The sequence below is a fragment of the Paenibacillus amylolyticus genome, assembly GCF_001570725.1.
Taxonomy (GTDB): domain Bacteria; phylum Bacillota; class Bacilli; order Paenibacillales; family Paenibacillaceae; genus Paenibacillus; species Paenibacillus amylolyticus_A.
This window is the reverse complement of the sequence record NZ_BCNV01000001.1, coordinates 2524167-2543272: the sequence shown is the minus strand read 5'-3', so window position 1 is coordinate 2543272 and position 19106 is coordinate 2524167. Positions and strand designations below refer to the sequence as shown.

17 protein-coding genes are annotated in these 19106 nt (G+C 48.3%); 16 read left to right on the top strand and 1 reads right to left on the bottom strand.

Annotation, left to right across the window (positions count from 1 at the left end; genetic code table 11):
- Positions 1–44 precede the first annotated feature (44 nt).
- From PAHA3_RS11105 to PAHA3_RS11055, 11 genes are all read left to right on the top strand, one after another.
- On the top strand, positions 45–707 hold the full coding sequence (locus PAHA3_RS11105) for a class II aldolase/adducin family protein (protein WP_062834787.1): 663 nt from the start codon (positions 45–47) through the stop codon (positions 705–707).
- A 281-nt stretch (positions 708–988) separates the two neighbouring features.
- Positions 989–1723, top strand: a complete 735-nt coding sequence (locus PAHA3_RS11100; protein ID WP_235599424.1) for an FCD domain-containing protein — start codon at positions 989–991, stop codon at positions 1721–1723.
- A 41-nt stretch (positions 1724–1764) separates the two neighbouring features.
- Positions 1765–3813, top strand: coding sequence for a hydantoinase/oxoprolinase family protein (locus tag PAHA3_RS11095; RefSeq protein ID WP_062834786.1), 2049 nt, complete (start codon positions 1765–1767; stop codon positions 3811–3813).
- The gene (locus PAHA3_RS11090) at positions 3810–5783 is read left to right on the top strand and encodes a hydantoinase B/oxoprolinase family protein (protein ID WP_062834785.1); all 1974 of its coding nucleotides are present in this window, start codon (positions 3810–3812) and stop codon (positions 5781–5783) included. Before PAHA3_RS11095 ends, PAHA3_RS11090 begins: the two co-directional genes overlap by 4 nt.
- 26 nt (positions 5784–5809) lie before the next feature.
- A complete protein-coding gene (locus PAHA3_RS11085; RefSeq protein ID WP_235599423.1) occupies positions 5810–6988 on the top strand; it encodes an ABC transporter substrate-binding protein in 1179 nt (392 codons plus the stop codon).
- Between the two features lie 72 nt (positions 6989–7060).
- Positions 7061–8191 carry an ABC transporter ATP-binding protein gene (locus PAHA3_RS11080; protein WP_062834784.1) on the top strand — a complete coding sequence of 377 codons (1131 nt, stop codon included), beginning with the start codon at positions 7061–7063 and terminating at the stop codon, positions 8189–8191.
- Positions 8188–9105 (top strand): ABC transporter permease, encoded by a 918-nt coding sequence (locus PAHA3_RS11075; RefSeq protein ID WP_062834783.1) that lies wholly within the window; start codon positions 8188–8190, stop codon positions 9103–9105. The genes PAHA3_RS11080 and PAHA3_RS11075 overlap by 4 nt, the downstream gene beginning before the upstream one ends.
- Positions 9098–9943 carry an ABC transporter permease gene (locus tag PAHA3_RS11070; RefSeq protein WP_062834782.1) on the top strand — a complete coding sequence of 282 codons (846 nt, stop codon included), beginning with the start codon at positions 9098–9100 and terminating at the stop codon, positions 9941–9943. Before PAHA3_RS11075 ends, PAHA3_RS11070 begins: the two co-directional genes overlap by 8 nt.
- The gene (locus tag PAHA3_RS11065; protein ID WP_062834781.1) at positions 9936–11153 is read left to right on the top strand and encodes a M24 family metallopeptidase; all 1218 of its coding nucleotides are present in this window, start codon (positions 9936–9938) and stop codon (positions 11151–11153) included. The genes PAHA3_RS11070 and PAHA3_RS11065 overlap by 8 nt, the downstream gene beginning before the upstream one ends.
- 19 nt (positions 11154–11172) lie before the next feature.
- Complete coding sequence (locus PAHA3_RS11060; protein WP_235599422.1) at positions 11173–12414, top strand: MFS transporter; 1242 nt, start codon at positions 11173–11175, stop codon at positions 12412–12414.
- 94 nt (positions 12415–12508) lie between these two features.
- Positions 12509–12859: a hypothetical protein gene (locus PAHA3_RS11055; protein ID WP_062834780.1), complete on the top strand. Its 351-nt coding sequence runs from the start codon at positions 12509–12511 to the stop codon at positions 12857–12859.
- A 137-nt stretch (positions 12860–12996) separates the two neighbouring features.
- Here PAHA3_RS11055 and PAHA3_RS11050 read toward each other — a convergent pair whose 3' ends face one another.
- Positions 12997–13623 (bottom strand): FMN-dependent NADH-azoreductase, encoded by a 627-nt coding sequence (locus PAHA3_RS11050; protein ID WP_062834779.1) that lies wholly within the window; start codon positions 13621–13623, stop codon positions 12997–12999.
- Positions 13624–13860: 237 nt separating this feature from the next.
- Here PAHA3_RS11050 and PAHA3_RS11045 point away from each other — a divergent pair, with 237 nt between their 5' ends.
- The 5 genes from PAHA3_RS11045 (at position 13861) to deoD (ending at position 19096) form a co-directional block, all read left to right on the top strand.
- On the top strand, positions 13861–14799 hold the full coding sequence (locus tag PAHA3_RS11045) for a sugar-binding transcriptional regulator (RefSeq protein ID WP_062836066.1): 939 nt from the start codon (positions 13861–13863) through the stop codon (positions 14797–14799).
- Positions 14800–15013: 214 nt separating this feature from the next.
- Complete coding sequence (deoC, locus tag PAHA3_RS11040) at positions 15014–15664, top strand: deoxyribose-phosphate aldolase (RefSeq protein WP_062834778.1); 651 nt, start codon at positions 15014–15016, stop codon at positions 15662–15664.
- Between the two features lie 227 nt (positions 15665–15891).
- Entirely contained in the window at positions 15892–17082 is a 1191-nt protein-coding gene (locus PAHA3_RS11035; RefSeq protein WP_062834777.1) for a NupC/NupG family nucleoside CNT transporter, read from the top strand.
- Positions 17083–17111: 29 nt separating this feature from the next.
- Complete coding sequence (gene deoB, locus PAHA3_RS11030) at positions 17112–18290, top strand: phosphopentomutase (protein ID WP_062834776.1); 1179 nt, start codon at positions 17112–17114, stop codon at positions 18288–18290.
- Positions 18291–18388: 98 nt separating this feature from the next.
- Positions 18389–19096 (top strand): purine-nucleoside phosphorylase, encoded by a 708-nt coding sequence (deoD, locus tag PAHA3_RS11025; protein ID WP_017688193.1) that lies wholly within the window; start codon positions 18389–18391, stop codon positions 19094–19096.
- Positions 19097–19106: the final 10 nt, after the last annotated feature.

Genomic DNA, 19106 nt, shown 5'->3' with positions numbered 1-19106 from the left:
TGGATGCAAAATGCTAAAAAGAAAAGTACAGGAGTGGAGAAAACATGTCTGAACAACAAGTAAGGGAAGAGTTAACGAAATATGCCCGGAGAGCAGTTGCTCAAGGACTGGTGGTCGGTCCTGGTGGCAATCTGAGCGCTCGCTCTGGGGGAACGATGCTATTGTCTCCGAGTGGTTATGCACTTGAGGATCTGGAGCCTGACGAATGGATCGCCATTGATATCGAGACAGGAGAGACTCGTGCGGGAGCAACACGCCCTTCTTCCGAAGTATTGATGCATCTGTACAGCTATCGTGTGAATCCTGATATCCAAGCCATTGTGCATACGCATCCGGCATACACGATCGCACTCAGTCTCGTTTTCGATGAATTGCCACACTTGTTCCCTGATCAGTCGGCATTGGTGGGCGATATCGGGTTCGTTCCATATGTTCTGCCAACGACGAAACTTCTTGCGGATGCGGTCTCAGCAAAGGTAGAAGAACATACGGCACTCATTCTCGTTAATCACGGATTGGTCACAACGGGTAAAAACCTCCGCGAAGCCTACTACCGCACCCAGGTCGTGGAAGAAAGCGCGAAGGTATATATGATCGCAAAGGCAGCCGGGGAGCCCAAAGTGCTTACTGCCGAAGAATATAAGGAAATCCAATCCCTTGAAAGTGAAGCCTATCGTGTTCAGTTGCTGCAACAACTCAAGTCCTGATACATTATTTGTTCATAAGTGATTTTGAAAAATTGCTATGTTAAGAGCAGATTGCATCCTCCAGTTAAACGCTGGAATAAAGGATGTGAAATGCTCTTTTTTAATTTTTATTTTGAATTTGAAAGGCGCAGAATATAGCTGGAAAAATAAATCGCACTAATTTGATGAGAATTATTGAAATTACGGTGGTTTGAAGTTATACTATCGTTAATCATCAATGAGTAACAACTACGAAAAAGTCGATTAAATAATAATTAAATAACGAAGAGGGGGGATATGTAGTGGGTCCTGAGCTAAACGAAATGGAGTTGGAATACGAACTGCTGAAGCAGCTTCGAGACGCGAGCGCTCCCATCGGGGCCAGTACGTTGGTTCATACTTTGGGCAAAACGTATGGTCTGAGTCAGGCAACCATCGGAAGAAGGCTTATGGAGATGGATGTTGAAGGTTTTACGGTTCTGGAAGGTCGCAAGGGAAGAACATTGACTGAACAGGGACTTGAGCGAATCAAGATGTTGGAGAGAGATTTGCAGCAAAAAAGTGTGAATTCACAGTTAATTCAGATGCTGAACCATTCTGGGGAAAAGGCTCTGTTAGATGTTCTCGTTGCCAGAAGGGCTCTTGAACGGGAGATCGCTTCCCTCGCAGCACAGCGTGCCACGAAAGAATACATAGTTCTGTTGCAAGCATCGATTGCGAACCAGCATGAATTGCTTTCCAAGAATATTATACCATACGAGGAGGACCGGGAGTTTCACAGATTGCTGGCTTATGCCGCGCAAAACCAAATTCTTCTGCATGCGGTTGAACTGGTATGGGAGACAAGCCGTGATTTTCTGGAGACCGCGTATATTCGCCGGAGAGTAGGAAGTGAATTAGTTGTAGATCATCAGCAGATTCTGGATGCTATTGTAGCGGGCTCTCCTGAGCAGGCTGAAGCGGCAATGGTGAATCATATCAACCAAATGATCGATGATGTCAAACGTTATTTCACCATGCAAAACCAAAACCAATAACATTCCTTAGAATAATACCCGGTCATAAAGGAGTTGAGCTTGTGGACACAATCTACCGTTTAGGCATAGATATCGGAGGTACTTTCACGGACGCGCTGGTAATGGACCATCAGGGCAAGGTGATTGCGGCGCTGAAGACGCCATCGATTGCGGCAGCTCCGGAACAGGCGATTTTTAACGCACTGGATCAGCTCAAGGCAAATGGCGTGAACATTCGTGAGATTGATCTGTTTGTGCATGGTACCACGCTCGGCGTAAACACGTTAATCGAACGAAATGGTGCAGTTACAGGTCTGCTGGTGACCAAAGGATTTCGTGACATTCTTGAAATCCGCCGGTTGCGACTTGAGGATACAACCAATCTGTATGGTGACAAGACCGATGCGCTGGTACCGAGACATCGCGTCAAGGAAGTCGATGAACGGGTGATTGCGAGCGGGGGAATACTCCAGCCACTCAATCAGGAACAGCTGCTGCAAGCGGTGGATGAGCTGGTGGAGGATGGTGTTACCGCTTTGGCGATCAGTTTCTTACATGCTTATGTGAATCCTGCTCATGAACAGCTTGCGGAAGATCTGATCAGGGAACGTTATCCGCAACTGTTCATCTGCCGAAGCAGCGCCATCTGGCCACAACAGCGTGAGTTCGAAAGAACACTTGCAACGGCCATGAATGCTTATGTAGGTGAACGAATGGGGTCTTACTTCCTGCGTTTGCAAGAAGGGATTCAGGCGTATGGTCTCAAAGCCAACTTGCTGTCGACTATGTCCAACGGTGGCATTATGACGGCTGCCAGAGCGGCTAATGAGCCGGTACGCACACTCCTATCCGGACCTGCTTCCGGTGTAATCGCCGCGACCCATATCGCTGAACGAGCTGGCATTCATCAGGTCATCACATTTGACATGGGTGGGACAAGCGTTGATGTTGCCCTTATTGACAAAGAACCGGCTTATTCATCCGAGAACAAAGTTGGGGATTTTCCTGTCATCATTCCTGCTGTTGATGTAACAGCCATTGGGGCAGGTGGTGGTTCAATTGCATGGCTTGATTCCGTAGGCGTACTCAAAGTTGGACCGCGCAGCGCTGGAGCCAATCCCGGTCCGGCCTGCTATCAGCGTGGTGGAGAAGAGCCGACAACCACAGATGCCTATCTACAGCTCGGTATCCTGCACGCTGACCGTTTCCTTGGCGGACAAATGCGTCTGTATCCCGAACTTGCAGAGCGTACTCTTTCCAATCTGGGAGAGAAGCTTGGACTGAATGCCGAACAGACTGCGCAAGCCATTCTCGATGTGGCAACTGCCAATATGTATGCCCAGTTTTCCCCTCTGATGGCCCGCAAGGGCGTTGATCCCCGCGATTTTACGTTGCTCGCATATGGTGGAGCTGGCCCGATGCATGCTTTTCTGATGGCACGTGAGGTAGGCATCGGCAGAGTACTGATCCCGCCATCTCCTGGAACACTGTGTGCCATGGGTTGCACGGTTGCCAATCTTCGCAATGATTTTGTTCATACGTTACACAAGAGCACCCAGAATCTGGAGCCTGGTGAGTTAAGATCTCTTTTCACTGGACTGGAAAACCAAGGACGTAGCTGGGTCGATGAGGAAGCCCGTGGTGGTGTCAAACTGGATCATATTTATTGCCTATACAGTGCGGATATGCGCTATGAAGGACAGGCCTTTGATCTGGAGGTCACGCTGACATTGGAAGAAATTGAAGATCCCAAGAAGGCAGGGATGAAATTCCATACCTCTTACCAAAACGTGTTTGGCATTAGTCAGCCAGAGGCAGAGGTAATGTTTGTAAGTCTTCGAGCGACCATTGTTGGTGTTTTGCCTACCCGTAACACGGTAGATCCGGTAGATTTGCCATTCGACGAGAGTGAAGTGGAATACAGGATCATTACTTTTGACCATGTACAGCAGACAGCGAAGGTAGTCAAAAGAGGACAGATTCCATCGGTGGATGCCCCTATTCTCGGGCCCATTATTGTGGAGGAATATGATACCACGATCTTTATCCCGCCTGGATACAAGGTATACCGGGATGTACACGGCAACGTGATTGGGGAGGTGGAAGTATGATCGGCGACAAGGTCTTTCTTGAGATTTTCAACAACCGAATTCAGGCTGCGGTGGAAGAAATGGCGAATGTCGTTTTACGGACAGGCTTCACCGCTTTTGTAAAAGAAACAGGCGATTTTGGAACCTACCTTTTATCTCCTTCCGGGGAAACGTTCGGGTCGCCGCTGGAGACGGGTTACAATCTGTCTCTGGGCATTCCGGCTGCTGCGACCATTGACAGCATAGAAGACTGGAAAGAAGGAGATCTCGTCATATGTAATGATCCTTATTCCACCAAAGGCATGGTTACACACCTTCCAGACATTCATCTTATCAAGCCTTATTTTCATGAAGGGCGAATCATCGCTTACGGCATGTGCTTTGTCCATTCATCCGATGTAGGCGGCAAGGTACCGGGGAGCGTATCTCCCAGCGCCTACGATATTCATATGGAAGGCATTCGAATTGCACCAGTCAAGCTGTATGAAGCCGGTGTTCTTAACGAGCAGATCCTGCGCATGTTTCTGGACAACAGCCGAATTCCAGAGCAAAATCTCGGTGATCTCAAAGCGCTTATGGCTGCGTTGAATCGGGGAGAGCAGCGGCTTGGGGAACTCATTGCACGATATGGCGTGGAGAAAATCGAGCAGGGCATCGAACATTTGCTGGAATACGCCGAGCTGAAGGCTCGTGCCATTGTGCAGGATATTCCGGACGGTTCTTATGACTTCTGGGATTACCTGGAGAAAGGCCCAGGAGGATATCCGATCCGGTTACGCTGCAGAATGACGATTGCAGGCAGTGACATTCATCTCGACTTTAGTGGCACCGATCCTCAGGTCAGGGCTTCATTCAACATTCCTACCCACAACCAACAGGGGCATTACATGCTGGTGCCCGCACTCATTCGTTATTTCCGTACGCTCGATCCGACGATTCCGTGGAATTCGGGCATGATTCGAATGGTACGAAATTATGTGCCACCTGCTTCCGTACTCAACCCGGAGCCGATGGCAGCTGTTGGGGCACGTGCTGCGACCTTTATCCGGCTGATGGACGTCATCACGGGTGCTTTGGGGAAAGCTCAGGCCAGCAAGGTTCCCGCGGCAGGAGCTGGACAAGCCTGCATCGTCATGATGGCGATGACAGATGCATCCGATGGCAAGAAAAAGGTAGGCGTAATTCAGCCGATCTGCGGTGGTTCGGGAGCAAGGCCGATGAAAGATGGGATTGATGGCATGGATTTTGCCGTTGGTCATCTTCGGAATATCCCTGCGGAAACAGTGGAATCCGAGATGCCTGTGTTGATCGAGCATTATGGTCTTCGTGCGGATTCGGCAGGTGCGGGAACCTTCCGCGGTGGAAGCGGGATTGACCTGTGCGTCAGAATTCTAACACCCGATACCGTAATGACGGCCAGAAACATGGAGCGCATGGAATTTCAGCCCTGGGGCAGGCTCGGTGGCGGCGTAGGTTCACATGGAGAAGCGATTCTCAATGCTGGACGTGCAAGTGAGGATCATCTGGGAAGAATTGATGAGCTGCTACTTCAGCCTGGAGAAACGGTTACGTTCCTGTCGCAAGGTGGAGGCGGATATGGCGATCCATTTGAGCGTGATTCACGTCTGGTTCTGGAAGATGTAAGAAGTGGGCTGGTATCCCCGGAGAAAGCCCTTGAGTTATATGGTGTTGTGATTGACGGCCTGGAGCTGAACGAGAGAGATACCGAACAACTGCGCGTCAAGCGCCCACGGCAGCAGGAGGAATTCGCCTATGGCAAGGCACGGGAGCAATTCGAAACCATATGGAGCGACGAGATGCAGGTATCGCTGAATCAGTCATTGCTGAGTGCTCCGCTTGCATTGAGAGACTACCTGAAGCGTCAGACCATGGGCGTTGTAGAGGAGAAGTATAAGGATTCCCTATCTGTAGATCCACGGGAGATATCCGACATTATGGAAGGGTTACGCGAGAAAATAGGGTTTCATTGATCAAGTGTATGGAGACTATTTAGTTCTTGTTTATTGATAAAACCAACTACATGGATGGGGGAATTCGCATGTTCAAATCAAACAAAAAACGCTTTCTCAGCCTTGCCTCACTGACACTGGCCAGTACATTGGTGCTTTCCGCTTGCGGTGGAGCAGGCAGCTCAAGTAATACTGCCGGAGAGAGCGGATCTTCAGGAGCAAGCGGAGACAAAGTTAAGCTGACGATGTTTATCTGGGCTGGTTCCAATCAAGACGTCGTTCCGAAAGAAGTGGTTGCCGAGTATGTGAAAGAAAATCCCAACGTTGAAGTCACCTTTGAGGAATCCTCCAATTCGGTAATGTACCCGAAGATGGTCGCTGGCAAGCAGGCTGATGCCAACAATCCGGTCGTCAACTTCGGTTACTTCAATGCAGATGCGACGGCTAAAGGTTTGAATGATGATATGTGGGAGCCACTGGATACAAGCATCGTGACCAATATGAAGGATATTCCAGAGGCCTTCCACAAGGCAGACAATAAAGGTGTGGTTTGGGGTGTTTCGAGCTTCGCCTTGGTGTATAACAAAGACCTGGTAAAAACGCCGCCTACCAGCTGGAACGATCTATGGGATAACGAGGAGTTCAAAGGAAAAACTGCGCTCTGGGACTATATGTTCTATTCCTATATCTCCCCACTTATTGCTACCAAAGGTCAAGAGATTGGTGCATCCTATGAAAATCCCGAGCCAGCCTTCCAGTTCTGGGCAGATCGCAGTGACCAGATTGGCACATTGGTTTCATCCAATGATCAGCTGAAGGCACTGCTGGAGTCAGGTGATGCTCTCATTGCCCCATTCAGTGCACAGGTTGCACAGACATGGATTGATGGCGGTTCTCCACTTGCCGTAGCGTATCCGAGTGAAGGTGCCATCTCCTTCCCGTACACACTTCAGGTCGTGAAGGGCTCAACACCTGAGCAGACACGTGTTGCAAACGAAATTATCAACGAATTGTTGAGCGCAGAGGCGCTATCACAATATGCAGAAGCAACGGGTACGCCGGTAACCAGTCCGACAGCTGCAGTTCCGGACAAGTACAAGGATGATCCTTCCTTCTCCGTGGAAACGCAAAGTAACGGCATTAATCCAGACTGGGATGTGCTTGCACAGAACAGCTCTTCCTGGAAAGAACTATGGGACCGACTGGTGAAAACAAAGCTTCAATAAAAGGATTGTTGACAGGCACACAACAATTCCGGGTTCTGCTCTGAACCCGGAATGGATGGGAGGGAATCAGAGATGAGCAGCGGACAAGAGACCATATCCATTGAAACAAGGGAAGTCACGAAGACTTATGGTGAGCGAGCCGCCGTTGATCAAGTAACACTCCAAGTGAAAAAGGGAGAATTCGTTTCCTTGCTTGGTCCGAGTGGCTGTGGCAAAACAACACTGCTGCGCATGCTTGGCGGACTTGAGCAACCGGACCAGGGCACCATTATGCTGGGAGGTCGGGATGTTACCGGTATTCCGGCCTATGGACGCAATAGCAATATGATTTTTCAGCAGCTTGCGCTGTTCCCTCATATGGACGTATTCAACAACATTGCCTACGGGCTAAAGGTGAAGAAGTTACCGAAAGCCGATATCAAGCGGCAGGTGGGTGAAATGCTTGATCTGGTCCAACTCGGAGACTATGGCAGGCGTGCTGTATCCGAGCTGTCCGGGGGGCAGGCCCAACGTGTCGCCATTGCTCGCGCACTGATCAACAGACCTGAAGTGCTGCTGCTTGACGAACCGCTCTCTGCATTGGACATGCAGCTACGTCTCGATATGCAGCGTGAACTGAAACGCATACAGCGTGAGTTCGGCGGAACGTTTATCTTTGTTACGCATGACCAGAGCGAAGCCATGAACATGTCTGACCGAATCGGCGTCATGCGCGCCGGAAAGCTGCTGCAATACGCAACCCCTGATGAAATCTATGAAAGACCAGCCGATAGCTTCGTGGCCAAGTTTATTGGAGATACCAATCTCTTTGAGACAAAGGTGTTAGGACATGATGTGAATGGAATTCGGGTGGATTGCTTCGGCAAGTCATTGCTGGTGAAAGTCATTGATAGCAATGCCGTATCAAAAGCGGGAGCACGACATTCCTTATCGATCCGCAATGAGTATATTCGACTCGGAGAAGATGCAACTCATTGTGTGAACAAACTGGATGGACACGTGATTGAAGCGGTATACGGCGGAGCAAATATTCGATACAGTGTGCAGATTGCTGAAGGTTTTCTGGTTCAGGCCAGTGTGCTGCATCAGCGGGGAGCCTCACGTTTTAGTCCAGGTGAACCGATACAAATTGGCTTTGACCCGGAGGACGCACTCTTGTTATCCGAACCCATGCATGATCAAGTCCAGGGGGCAGGAGTATGAGCCGGATCGCGGAACGGATTGTGAATCTGTATTCCTTTGGAAACCGCACATGGGTAACCCGGTTGTTGCTTCTGTTGCCTGCACTTGCTCTGATGGGCATCGTTTATCTGGGCGGGTTGTTGATCTTTGGCAGATATAGCTTCGATATTTATGAGAATGGAAAGCTTATTCGGGGCTGGGATTGGGGTGCCTATCGTGCGTTTCTGTCTGATCCTTACTATTGGAAGCTAATCGGTACAACGTTTCGCATTGCATTCAAGGTTACGCTATGGAGTCTACTTCTTGCCTATCCACTGGCCTATTGCATAGCGGGTCTAAAGAAGCCTGGCATGAAGCAGTTATTGCTGCTGCTCACGTTTCTTCCGCTACTGGTCAGCGCGGTTGTACGTTCTTACGGATGGCAGCTGTTGCTGTCCAAACAGGGCTTCATGAACTGGCTGTTCATCCGGCTGGGGCTTACCGAGGAAGGATTCAGCATGATATATAACGAGACAGGTGTCGTTGTCGCGCTTGTCCATATTTTCCTGCCATTTATGGTCTTTCCGATCCTGAATGTACTCTCCCAAAGTGACGCCTCCTTAAAGGCAGCCGCTCAGGATCTGGGGTCGGGCAGCTGGCGAACGTTCCTGACCATTACCCTGCCCTTATCGGCAAGAGGCATTGCAAGCGGAGTACAGATTGTGTTCACGCTATGTCTCACCGCCTTCACCACTCCTCAGCTAATCGGCGGGGGAAGAGTCATGACACTTCCGGTATTTATATACCAGCGTACCTTGGACACGAACTGGCCGATGGCTGCGGTTGCCAGCCTGTTCTTGCTTGTGTCTTCCATTGTTGTCTCGTTGCTGGTGAATAAAGGGGCGGAAATGTTGATGTTCCGTCGTTCCCGTAAGGGAGGTCAGGCGTATGGTTAAGTCCAACAAGGGTACCAAGCTGCTGCTCTATATCTTTGTGGGCGCCGTAGCCATTTATTTGCTGCTGCCGCTGCTCATGATTATGTTAACGTCCGTAGGCTCAGGTTCAGCCAGTAAATTCCCGCCAGAAGGTCTAACCTTGAAATGGTATGCCAATCTGGGTGAGCAGACCCAGTTTCTCGATGCTTTCAAAAACAGCCTCATTGCTTCGACAGGGGCGGTTCTGCTGGCTTTGATTACGGGTACACTTGCTGCGCTAGCGATCGTGCAGTATCCTTTCCCGGGTTCTGGTATCTTAAGGGCATTTTTTGTATCTCCGATGGTTATGCCGAAAATTACGCTGGGTATCGCATATTTGATCTTATTCTCGAAAATGCATATTGCTGGCGGATTGTTTGCGCTAATTTTGGGTGAAGCAGTCATTGTGCTTCCATTCGTGCTCACTCTTGTGGGCAGTGCATTAGCGAATCTGCACCCGGCTCACCGGGAAGCTGCCGCGGACCTTGGCGCAGGACCGATGCGTATCTTTTTCACAATTACGCTGCCACAGCTCCGACTATCCCTGCTTTTGTCAGGGTCAATCGCTTTTGTCTTCACTTTCGATCAGGTAGAGGCTGCACTGCTGCTACTCCGTCAGGACAGCTACACGTTGCCAATACAGCTATTCCTGTACATGGAGAAATGGCAGGACCCAACAATTGCTGTTGTGTCTGTAGTGTTGATCGCTTTTGCACTGGCTCTGTTTATGACGATTAAACTAGTTTTGCGCTCTGTACCAGGACTTGAGAGTTTGTTTGGTCGCAGGAAAACAAAAGGAGGTCTGGATCAAAATGAATAATTCACACCATCTATCCCATAGCTCAGGTCTGAATCGGGATCGGGCGGAAGAAGTGATGAAAGCTCAGGGGCTAAGTGCCCTGATTGCAACTACTCCAGAGAACATTCACTATGTCATCGGGTCCCAGCTGCGTGCAAGCAACTGGACCATGCAGATTTATGCTATTTTACCTGCCGACAGATCTGCTAAGCCGTGTATCATCATTCCGACGAATCGGTTGGGCGTTGTGGCCCAGTTCGGTATCACGGGGGTGGACATATTTGCCTACAGTGACTTCTTCGTGGAAGGTTCAATCGAAGGCAAACCTTCCACGGACGACATTGATCGGTTCTATTCTCTCCTGCAAACGACGGTCATTCATCCAGGTCCTGTAGAAGCACTCAAGGCAGCATTACAACAGCTGGGTATCGATAGTCAGCCGATTGGCATCGATGAAATGCGGATCGCTCCCGATATTCTGGCTAGAATCAGGGAGGAGCTTCCTGAAAGGCCGGTGGTTTCCGCATATAAACTGTTCCGACAAATCCGCCTGGTTAAGACACCTTTTGAAATCGAGCAACTGCGTCAGGCTGCTCAATTAAATGAACGGATTGAACAGGAGCTGATTGACCTGATTGCAGCAGGTGTTCATGAGAAGCAACTTGCCGATCATTATCGTCTGGCTGTGATGAGAGCAGGTGGAACTCCGGCAATGACTGCAGTAGGGGCAGGGCCACGTAGTGCGTTGCCACTCATTGAAAATTATTTTCATACGATTGAGACTGGAGATCAGGTCCGTTTTGATCTCTGTCTGCAGCTGGAAGGATACTGGGGGGATACGGGCCGCACGGTTGTTGCAGGTGAGCCTACCGCCTGGATGAAAAAGCATTTTGATGCGGTTAAAAGTGGATGGGAGACGGCACTTGAAACGGTGCGCCCTGGCGTCAAGGCATCGGATGTATTCCATGCGGCGGTGTCCCGCGTACAGCGTGAGGGAATTCCCCATTACCGACGTCAGCATGTCGGACATGCTATCGGCTTGGAACTGTACGACGATATGACTCTCTCCCCGGGTGACCAGCGTATACTGGAGCCCGGTATGGTGCTATGTGTGGAGGTACCTTATTACGAGCTTGGTGCTGGTGGGTTCCAAATCGAGGATACAGTTGTCGTAACGCCAGATGGTTATGAGTTTCTGACTCATATGGAACGGAAACTGTTCACCAAATAACGATAAATGGAAGGCTTCAGTGACCGGCGATCAGGCCACAGTCCATCCAAGAAGCTTTCTTACCGAGAAAGTTGGAACATCCATGATTCAGCAGGGAACTAAGACGTTTCGTAACATTAGCCTTGCACTGTTCGCCGGAGGTTTTGTCACTTTTGCGTTGCTCTACAGCCTCCAGCCCCTGATGCCTGAGATTAGCGATACATTCTCCATTACGCCGGCACACGCCAGTCTTACGCTATCGGTAACAACGATCGCCATGGCACTGACGATGCTGTTCATCGGCTCCTTGTCTGATTCTGTAGGCCGACGGTTTATTATGACAGCGGCACTAGTAATATCTTCTGTTATTGCTTTGCTCAGCGCATTCAGCCCGGGATATACGGAGCTTCTTCTGCTTCGTATTCTGCAAGGGGTGGCACTCGCGGGGTTGCCTGCGATAGCCATGACATATCTGTCAGAAGAAATTGAACCTGCAAGTCTTGGATATGCCATGGGGCTATACATCAGTGGGAATTCAATAGGAGGCATGGCTGGTCGTTTTATCAGCGGTGTCGTGACAGACTGGTTCAGTTGGCGCGCCGCTGTGGGTTTCATTGGTATTCTTGGTTTGTGTGCAGCCCTTATTTTTTGGCTTGTCATCCCACCATCCCGTAATTTTGTCAAAGCTGCACCCGGATTCAAAAATCCAATACCTCTTTTGTGGTCACAGTGTCGCAATCCAAGGCTGCTATGCCTGTATGGGCTCGGTTTTCTCCTGATGGGGGGCTTCGTGACTCTGTTCAACTATATTGGTTTTGAATTAACGGGCAAGCCCTATCATCTTAGCCAGTCCATTGTTGGAAGTCTTTTTGTGGTATATCTGATGGGCACGGTTAGTAGCACCTGGATGGGCAGGCTGGCAGATCGGTACGGCAGATCACATGTGCTTGGAATCGCGCTGGGCATTATTCTGGCTGGTGCAGTCTGTACCGTTCATCCAGCGCTTTGGGTCAAAATTATTGGACTCGCCCTGTTTGCCTTCGGTTTCTTTGGCGGTCATTCCATTGCCAGCAGCTGGGTTGGACTCGTGGCCAATCAGCACAAATCACAGGCTAATGCGTTGTATTTGTTTTTCTACTACCTTGGTTCAAGCGTAAGTGGAACAGGGGGCGGATTGCTTTACAGCCATCTGGGATGGATAGGCATTGTGGGTATGATCGGTGTGTATGTTTTGATCGGTTTTGCGTTGTGTAATTTGCTTGTACATAGGCTGAAGGGATAGGCTACATAAATCAACTTTTTCCGACAGGTATTGCATCTCCTGAAATACCGAGTATAATACTTGGTAAATAGACGAAAAGGGGATGCAATAAACGATGAAAACACATGCTGAATTGAACTCACTTCTTGTTGACGATTATCTGGATCTCCTGAACATTGCGAAACAGCTAGGTGATGACGAATGGAAAGATGCTATTATGCAAGCATTGAAGGAAGAAGTCGATGCGAATCATCATCTGGATTCCAAAGAGGTAAGACAGGATTTATGGATTCAATTTGAAGGCATTAATGAACAAATGCATGTCCTGTTAATGCAACTGAAGCATGCCGACAGTCCTGAAGAGAAAGAGCAGATTATTGAGATGATCTGGGGATTGAAAGTAGACCGTCATGCGATCACACGTAAACTTGAAACCATGAGCCGTGCCAGCGCTGGACATCAATAAGCTCTAGGTTGATTATACATTGAAAACCCGCGTGCTTCCTAGGATTATTCCCTGGGACGCACGCGGGTTTTGTTTTGTTTGATTAGTATCTACACTTTAAGTGAGTGTTCAAAAGCGGACTTTTTGAACTACTACTCTTAAAATTGTTTTGCGAAAGTGCGTGCTTGCTCGATAGCCTGTTGCTTGATCTCATCCGCACGATCTTTATATTGATTGTGCCCCTCAACAAAAATGCCATCAAGCTTCGGCACGCCGAGGAATGACATGATAATGCTCAGGTACCGGTGACCGGATTCCATCTGAGCCGCGGGGCCTTCAGAATAAATGCCGCCGCGGGCCTGAATATGCAGTGCTTTTTTATCAGACAGCAGTCCAACAGGACCTTGTTCGGTATAACGAAATGTTTTGCCAGCTACGCAGATAGAGTCGACATAAGCCTTCAGAATTGGAGGAAATGAGAAGTTCCACATCGGGGTTACAAAAACATATTTATCTGCAGCAGCGAATTGATCTGACAGTTCATTTAAACGACTTACTTTGGTCTGCTCTTCGGCAGTCAGATCACTTCCCGATTGCAGTTTGCCCCACCCACTGAAGACATCCGCATCAATATGGGGAATATCCGAGCGATACAGATCGAGGTGAACAATCTCATCAGAAGAGTGACTTTCGCGATACGCGTCAATAAATGCTTTACCTGTAGCCATGCTGAAGGAGGTTTCATGATCATGAGGATGGGCAGTAATATACAATAAGGTAGACATGTAGTTCTTCCTCTCTGTGCAATTAATGGGGTGAACCAATCTTGGCAATGATGAAGCGACCGCAGTAGTATGCATCATTTCTCCCGTTTTATACGTCAGAAAGGAATATGAGTCGAATGATCACGATACTGAATTGGAAGCTATATAGTGACCAGATACTCAATCCATGTATAATATACAGGACGAGTATTTATTTTCCAACGATAATAGGGATGAGTGAGATGAGCGCACATGGGAATGGACCTGGAGAAGCAACGATTAAGCATTGAAGCAGCGAAATTGTATTATCAGTCCGATTACAGCCAGCAGGATATTGCCGCCCGCTTAGGCGTGTCACGTCCAACAGTATCAAGATTACTTCAGTACGCCAAAGATCGTGGATACGTGCGAATTGAAATTATGGACCCGCTGGAGGATATCGATATCATTGCCGGAGAACTCAAGTCGAAATATGATCTGGATACGGCACTTGTGTGTTTTGCCCCATTGAAGAGTGATGAGGAAATACAGAAGCATATTAGCAAACGAGCAGCAGACTATCTTCAGGAGACGGTTCAGGATGCAGATATTATCGGGGTGACCTGGGGAACAACCATGCATGCCGTAGCACGCCAGCTTCGTCCCAAGCAGGTCAAAGGTGTCGAAGTCGTGCAATTGAAGGGGGGCGTAAGTCACTCCCATGTCAATACGTATGCGGCTGAGATTGTACATTTGTTCGCTGAGGCCTTCCACACGGTACCAAGGTATCTGCCACTGCCCGTAATTTTCGACAATATTGAAGTGAAGAACATGGTGGAAGCGGATCGGCATATCGGCAGAATCGTGGAACTTGGCAGACAAGCCAACATCGCTTTGTTCACTGTCGGTACTGTGAAGGAGGATGCCTTATTGTTCAGGCTCGGCTACTTCAATGAAGAAGAGCAACAATTACTGATGAACTCAGGTGCTGGTGACATCTGTTCACGCTTTTTTGATGCGGAAGGTCAGTTGATCAGTGAAGAGATTAACAGCAGAACCGTCGGAATAGACTTAGCTGAATTGAGAAATAAGGAAAAATCTATCCTTGTCGCCGGGGGGCAACGCAAAATTGAAGCGATTCACGCCGCGCTTAAAGGTCATTATGCGAATATTCTGGTTACAGATCAGTACACAGCGCAGGCATTACTGCGATTCTAATTTCAAATGGATATGGATGACAACATCTGCCACGCAAAAAGGGCGGATGTTTTGCTTTGTAAGGCAGAAAATATAACGAAGCAAGAACTGTAAATTGAACCGTGAACAAAAGTTCAAGTTGATTTTTACATATGTTCATGTTAGTGTAAGGGTATAGAAAATAACTAGTTCAGACAAGGGAGAGATTCAATTGACTACACCACAATTAGCTAAAATGATCGACCATACGTTGCTTCGTGCGGACGCAACGCAAAGTGAAATGGCCAAGTTAACCGAAGAAGCGAAGCAATACCAGTTTGCTTCCGTATGCGTTAACCCAGGCTGGGTTGCTTATGCTGCTGAGCAGTTGCAGGGTACTGGCGTAGATATCTGCACCGTTATCGGTTTCCCTCTGGGAGCATCTACATCGGAGACAAAAGCTTTCGAAACGAAAGATGCGATTGCTAAAGGTGCAACTGAAGTCGATATGGTCATCAACATCAGTGCTTTGAAAGATGGCAAAGATGATTACGTTGAACAGGATATTCGTGCTGTAGTTGAAGCGGCTGCGGGTAAAGCTTTGGTGAAAGTCATTATTGAAACTTGTCTGTTGACGGATGATGAGAAAGTACGTGCTTGTCAGGCAGCTGTACGAGCTGGAGCAGATTTTGTTAAAACTTCTACAGGTTTCTCCACAGGTGGGGCAACGCCGGAAGATATCGCTTTGATGCGTCGTACTGTAGGTCCTGATGTTGGCGTTAAAGCTTCCGGTGGCGTACGCAGCCTGGAAGATATGCAGAAAATGATCGAAGCGGGTGCGACTCGGATCGGTGCAAGTTCTGGCGTGAAGATTATGCAGGGCGGTCAGTCTACATCTTCTTACTAAGCAAAAGCTAATTAAACAAAGCTTGATGAAGTGAAAAGTAATGATATATTCTCTGTACTTGGGCACTCGACTCAGGTACAGGGAATAGAATTTACACTTATATTTTAAAAACGGGATTAATTGTAAGCGCTTCATAAGTTTTCTGAAAGGTTAATGATTTTGAATGCTTAAGAACCCTTTGAGCTGAATTCCACATCCGGCTTAACTACCTTCAAAGGAGAGATCAAATGAAATTTCTAATTGCCCTTCTTGGCTTACTCGTTGTTTTTGGACTGGCTTATATCGCAAGCAACGGTAAAAAGAAGATTAGATACCGACCGCTGGTCGTTATGATTGTTTTGCAGGTGATCCTGGCCTATGCCTTGCTGAATACAGGGGTAGGAACATGGCTGATTGGTGGATTTGCGACCATATTTGAAAGTTTGCTGGCCTATGCGAATGAAGGGATTTCATTTGTATTCGGTGGTTTAACTGGTGTCCCGGATGCTAATGGCGGATTTCCGTTCTTCCTGAACGTATTGATGCCGATTGTTGTCATCTCTGCCCTCATTGGGATATTGCAGTATATCCGAATCTTACCTTTTGTTATAAAATATATTGGTCTGGTATTAAGCAAAATCAACGGAATGGGCAAACTGGAATCATATAACGCGGTTGCTTCGGCTGTATTGGGGCAATCTGAAGTGTTCATTTCTGTGAAAAAACAAATTGGGTTGTTGCCAAAACATCGGCTGTACACCTTGTGTGCTTCGGCGATGTCCACGGTATCGATGTCGATTGTCGGTGCCTATATGTCCATGATTGATCCGAAATATGTGGTTACGGCACTCGTGCTGAACCTGTTTGGCGGTTTTATCATTGCTTCCATTGTGAATCCCTATGAGGTTACAGAGGAAGAAGATATATTGGAAGTACAGGAAGAGGAGAAACAGTCCTTCTTCGAAATGCTGGGTGAGTACATCCTGGATGGATTTAAAGTAGCCATCATCGTAGCTGCGATGTTAATCGGTTTTGTCGCCCTCATCGCGTTAGTTAACGGAATGTTTAGCGCAATACTCGGTATTTCATTCCAGGAGCTGCTAGGTTATGTGTTTGCACCATTTGCCTTTATTATGGGTGTTCCATGGAAGGAAGCTGTTCAAGCGGGAAGTATTATGGCTACCAAAATGGTATCCAATGAATTCGTAGCCATGCTTGATCTGACGAAGCAGACAACGTTGTCTGCCAGAACAACAGGGATCGTATCCGTCTTCCTCGTATCGTTCGCCAACTTCTCCTCCATCGGTATCATTGCCGGTGCGGTGAAGGGACTTCATGAGAAACAAGGTAATGTGGTAGCCCGCTTCGGTCTGAAACTGCTTTACGGTGCATCGCTTGTCAGTGTATTGTCGGCGATCATCGCCGGACTGTTCTTGTAAACCGGATTATTGGAAGGAGTGCTTAGGTTATGTCAACATTTAAAAGAGTACATCTGATCGTTATGGATTCTGTAGGGATCGGCGAAGCGCCGGACGCAGCAGAATTCGATGATTTTGATGTGGATACCTTCGGTCACATTGCACGTGAACGCGGAGGTCTAAAAATGCCTCACATGGCCAGTCTCGGACTGTCCAACATCAAAAAAATTGAGGGTATCCCTGTAGCGGATGCACCTAAAGCGTATTACACCAAGATGCAGGAAGCATCCAGAGGCAAAGACACAATGACAGGTCACTGGGAGCTGATGGGTCTTTACATTGATACACCTTTCCGCGTGTTCGAGAACGGTTTTCCCGATGAGTTGATTCAGCGCATTGAAGAGAAAACGGGCCGCAAAGTGATTGGTAACAAACCGGCCAGCGGCACAGAAATTCTGGATGAGCTGGGTGCAGAGCATGTCGAAACTGGCGCACTCATCGTGTACACATCTGCGGATTCCGTTCTGCAAATTGCAGCACATGAGGACGTTGTTCCACTGAAAGAACTGTATGAGATCTGTGAGTTCTGTCGCGAAATCACACTTGAAGATCCGTACATGCTGGGCCGCATTATTGCACGTCCATTTGTAGGTGAAGCGGGTAACTGGAAGCGTACTGCGAATCGTCATGACTATGCGCTCAAACCGTTTGGTCGTACTGTTATGAATGAACTGCAAGATGGTGGATTTGATGTCATTGCCTTGGGTAAAATTGCAGATATCTACGATGGCGAAGGTGTAACCAAGGCTGTTCGTACCGTCTCTAACATGGATGGCATGGACAAGTTGTCCGAAACGATGGATGAAGAGTTTACAGGACTCAGCTTCCTGAACCTGGTTGATTTTGATGCCCTGTACGGTCACCGTCGTGATCCGCAAGGTTATGCTCAGGCGCTTGAAGACTATGATGCACGGCTGCCAGAGATTTTTGCCAAAATGACCAATGATGATCTGCTGCTGATTACAGCTGACCATGGTAACGATCCAACTTACCGTGGCACAGATCATACACGTGAATATGTACCACTGCTTGCCTACTCTCCGCGTTTCAGCGAGGGCAAAAAGCTTGACCTGCGCAGCACATTTGCTGACCTCGGTGCAACCGTAGCCGAGAACTTTGGTGTGAAAATGCCGGAATACGGCACTAGCTTCCTGAAAGATTTGAAGTAAGTTCTTCGAAAACTGGATAGGGGAGGTCGGAGTGGCTGTGGCTGCTCCGATTCCTGCCATCATAATAGACTAAATATATAACTGGAGGAGATTCATTCATGAGTACACATATTGGAGCAAAACCCGGAGATATCGCAGAAACGATCCTTCTGCCAGGAGACCCTTTGCGTGCGAAATATATTGCAGATACGTACCTTGAAGATGTTGTCTGTTACAACGAGGTTCGCGGAATGCTCGGTTACACAGGTACATATCAAGGGCACCGGATTTCGGTGCAAGGTTCAGGAATGGGTATTCCGTCCTTCGCAATCTATGCTAATGAATTGATCAGCGAATATGGCGTGAAAAACCTGATTCGTGTAGGTACTTGTGGCGGTATGCAGGAGCATGTGCGTGTACGTGACGTCATCCTTGCACAAGCAGCATGTACAGATTCAAGCATGAACAAGCACGTATTCGGGGGATATGACTTCTCGCCAATCGCTACGTTCTCCCTGCTGAAAGAAGCATATGACCGTGCAACAGCTAAAGGCATGAAGATCCACGTTGGTAACGTGTTCAGCTCCGATTCGTTCTACCGTGATGACCGTTCCGTAACCGAGAAGTTGATGAAGCACGGCGTACTCGGTGTAGAGATGGAAACAACAGCACTGTACACCATCGCTGCTAAGTTCGGTGTTAACGCACTGACCATCCTGACGGTAAGTGACCACTTGCTGACAGGCGAAGAAACATCTGCCGAAGAGCGTCAAAAAACGTTCAACGACATGATGGTAGTTGCCCTGGACACAGCAATCACACTGTAATTGAAGGAAC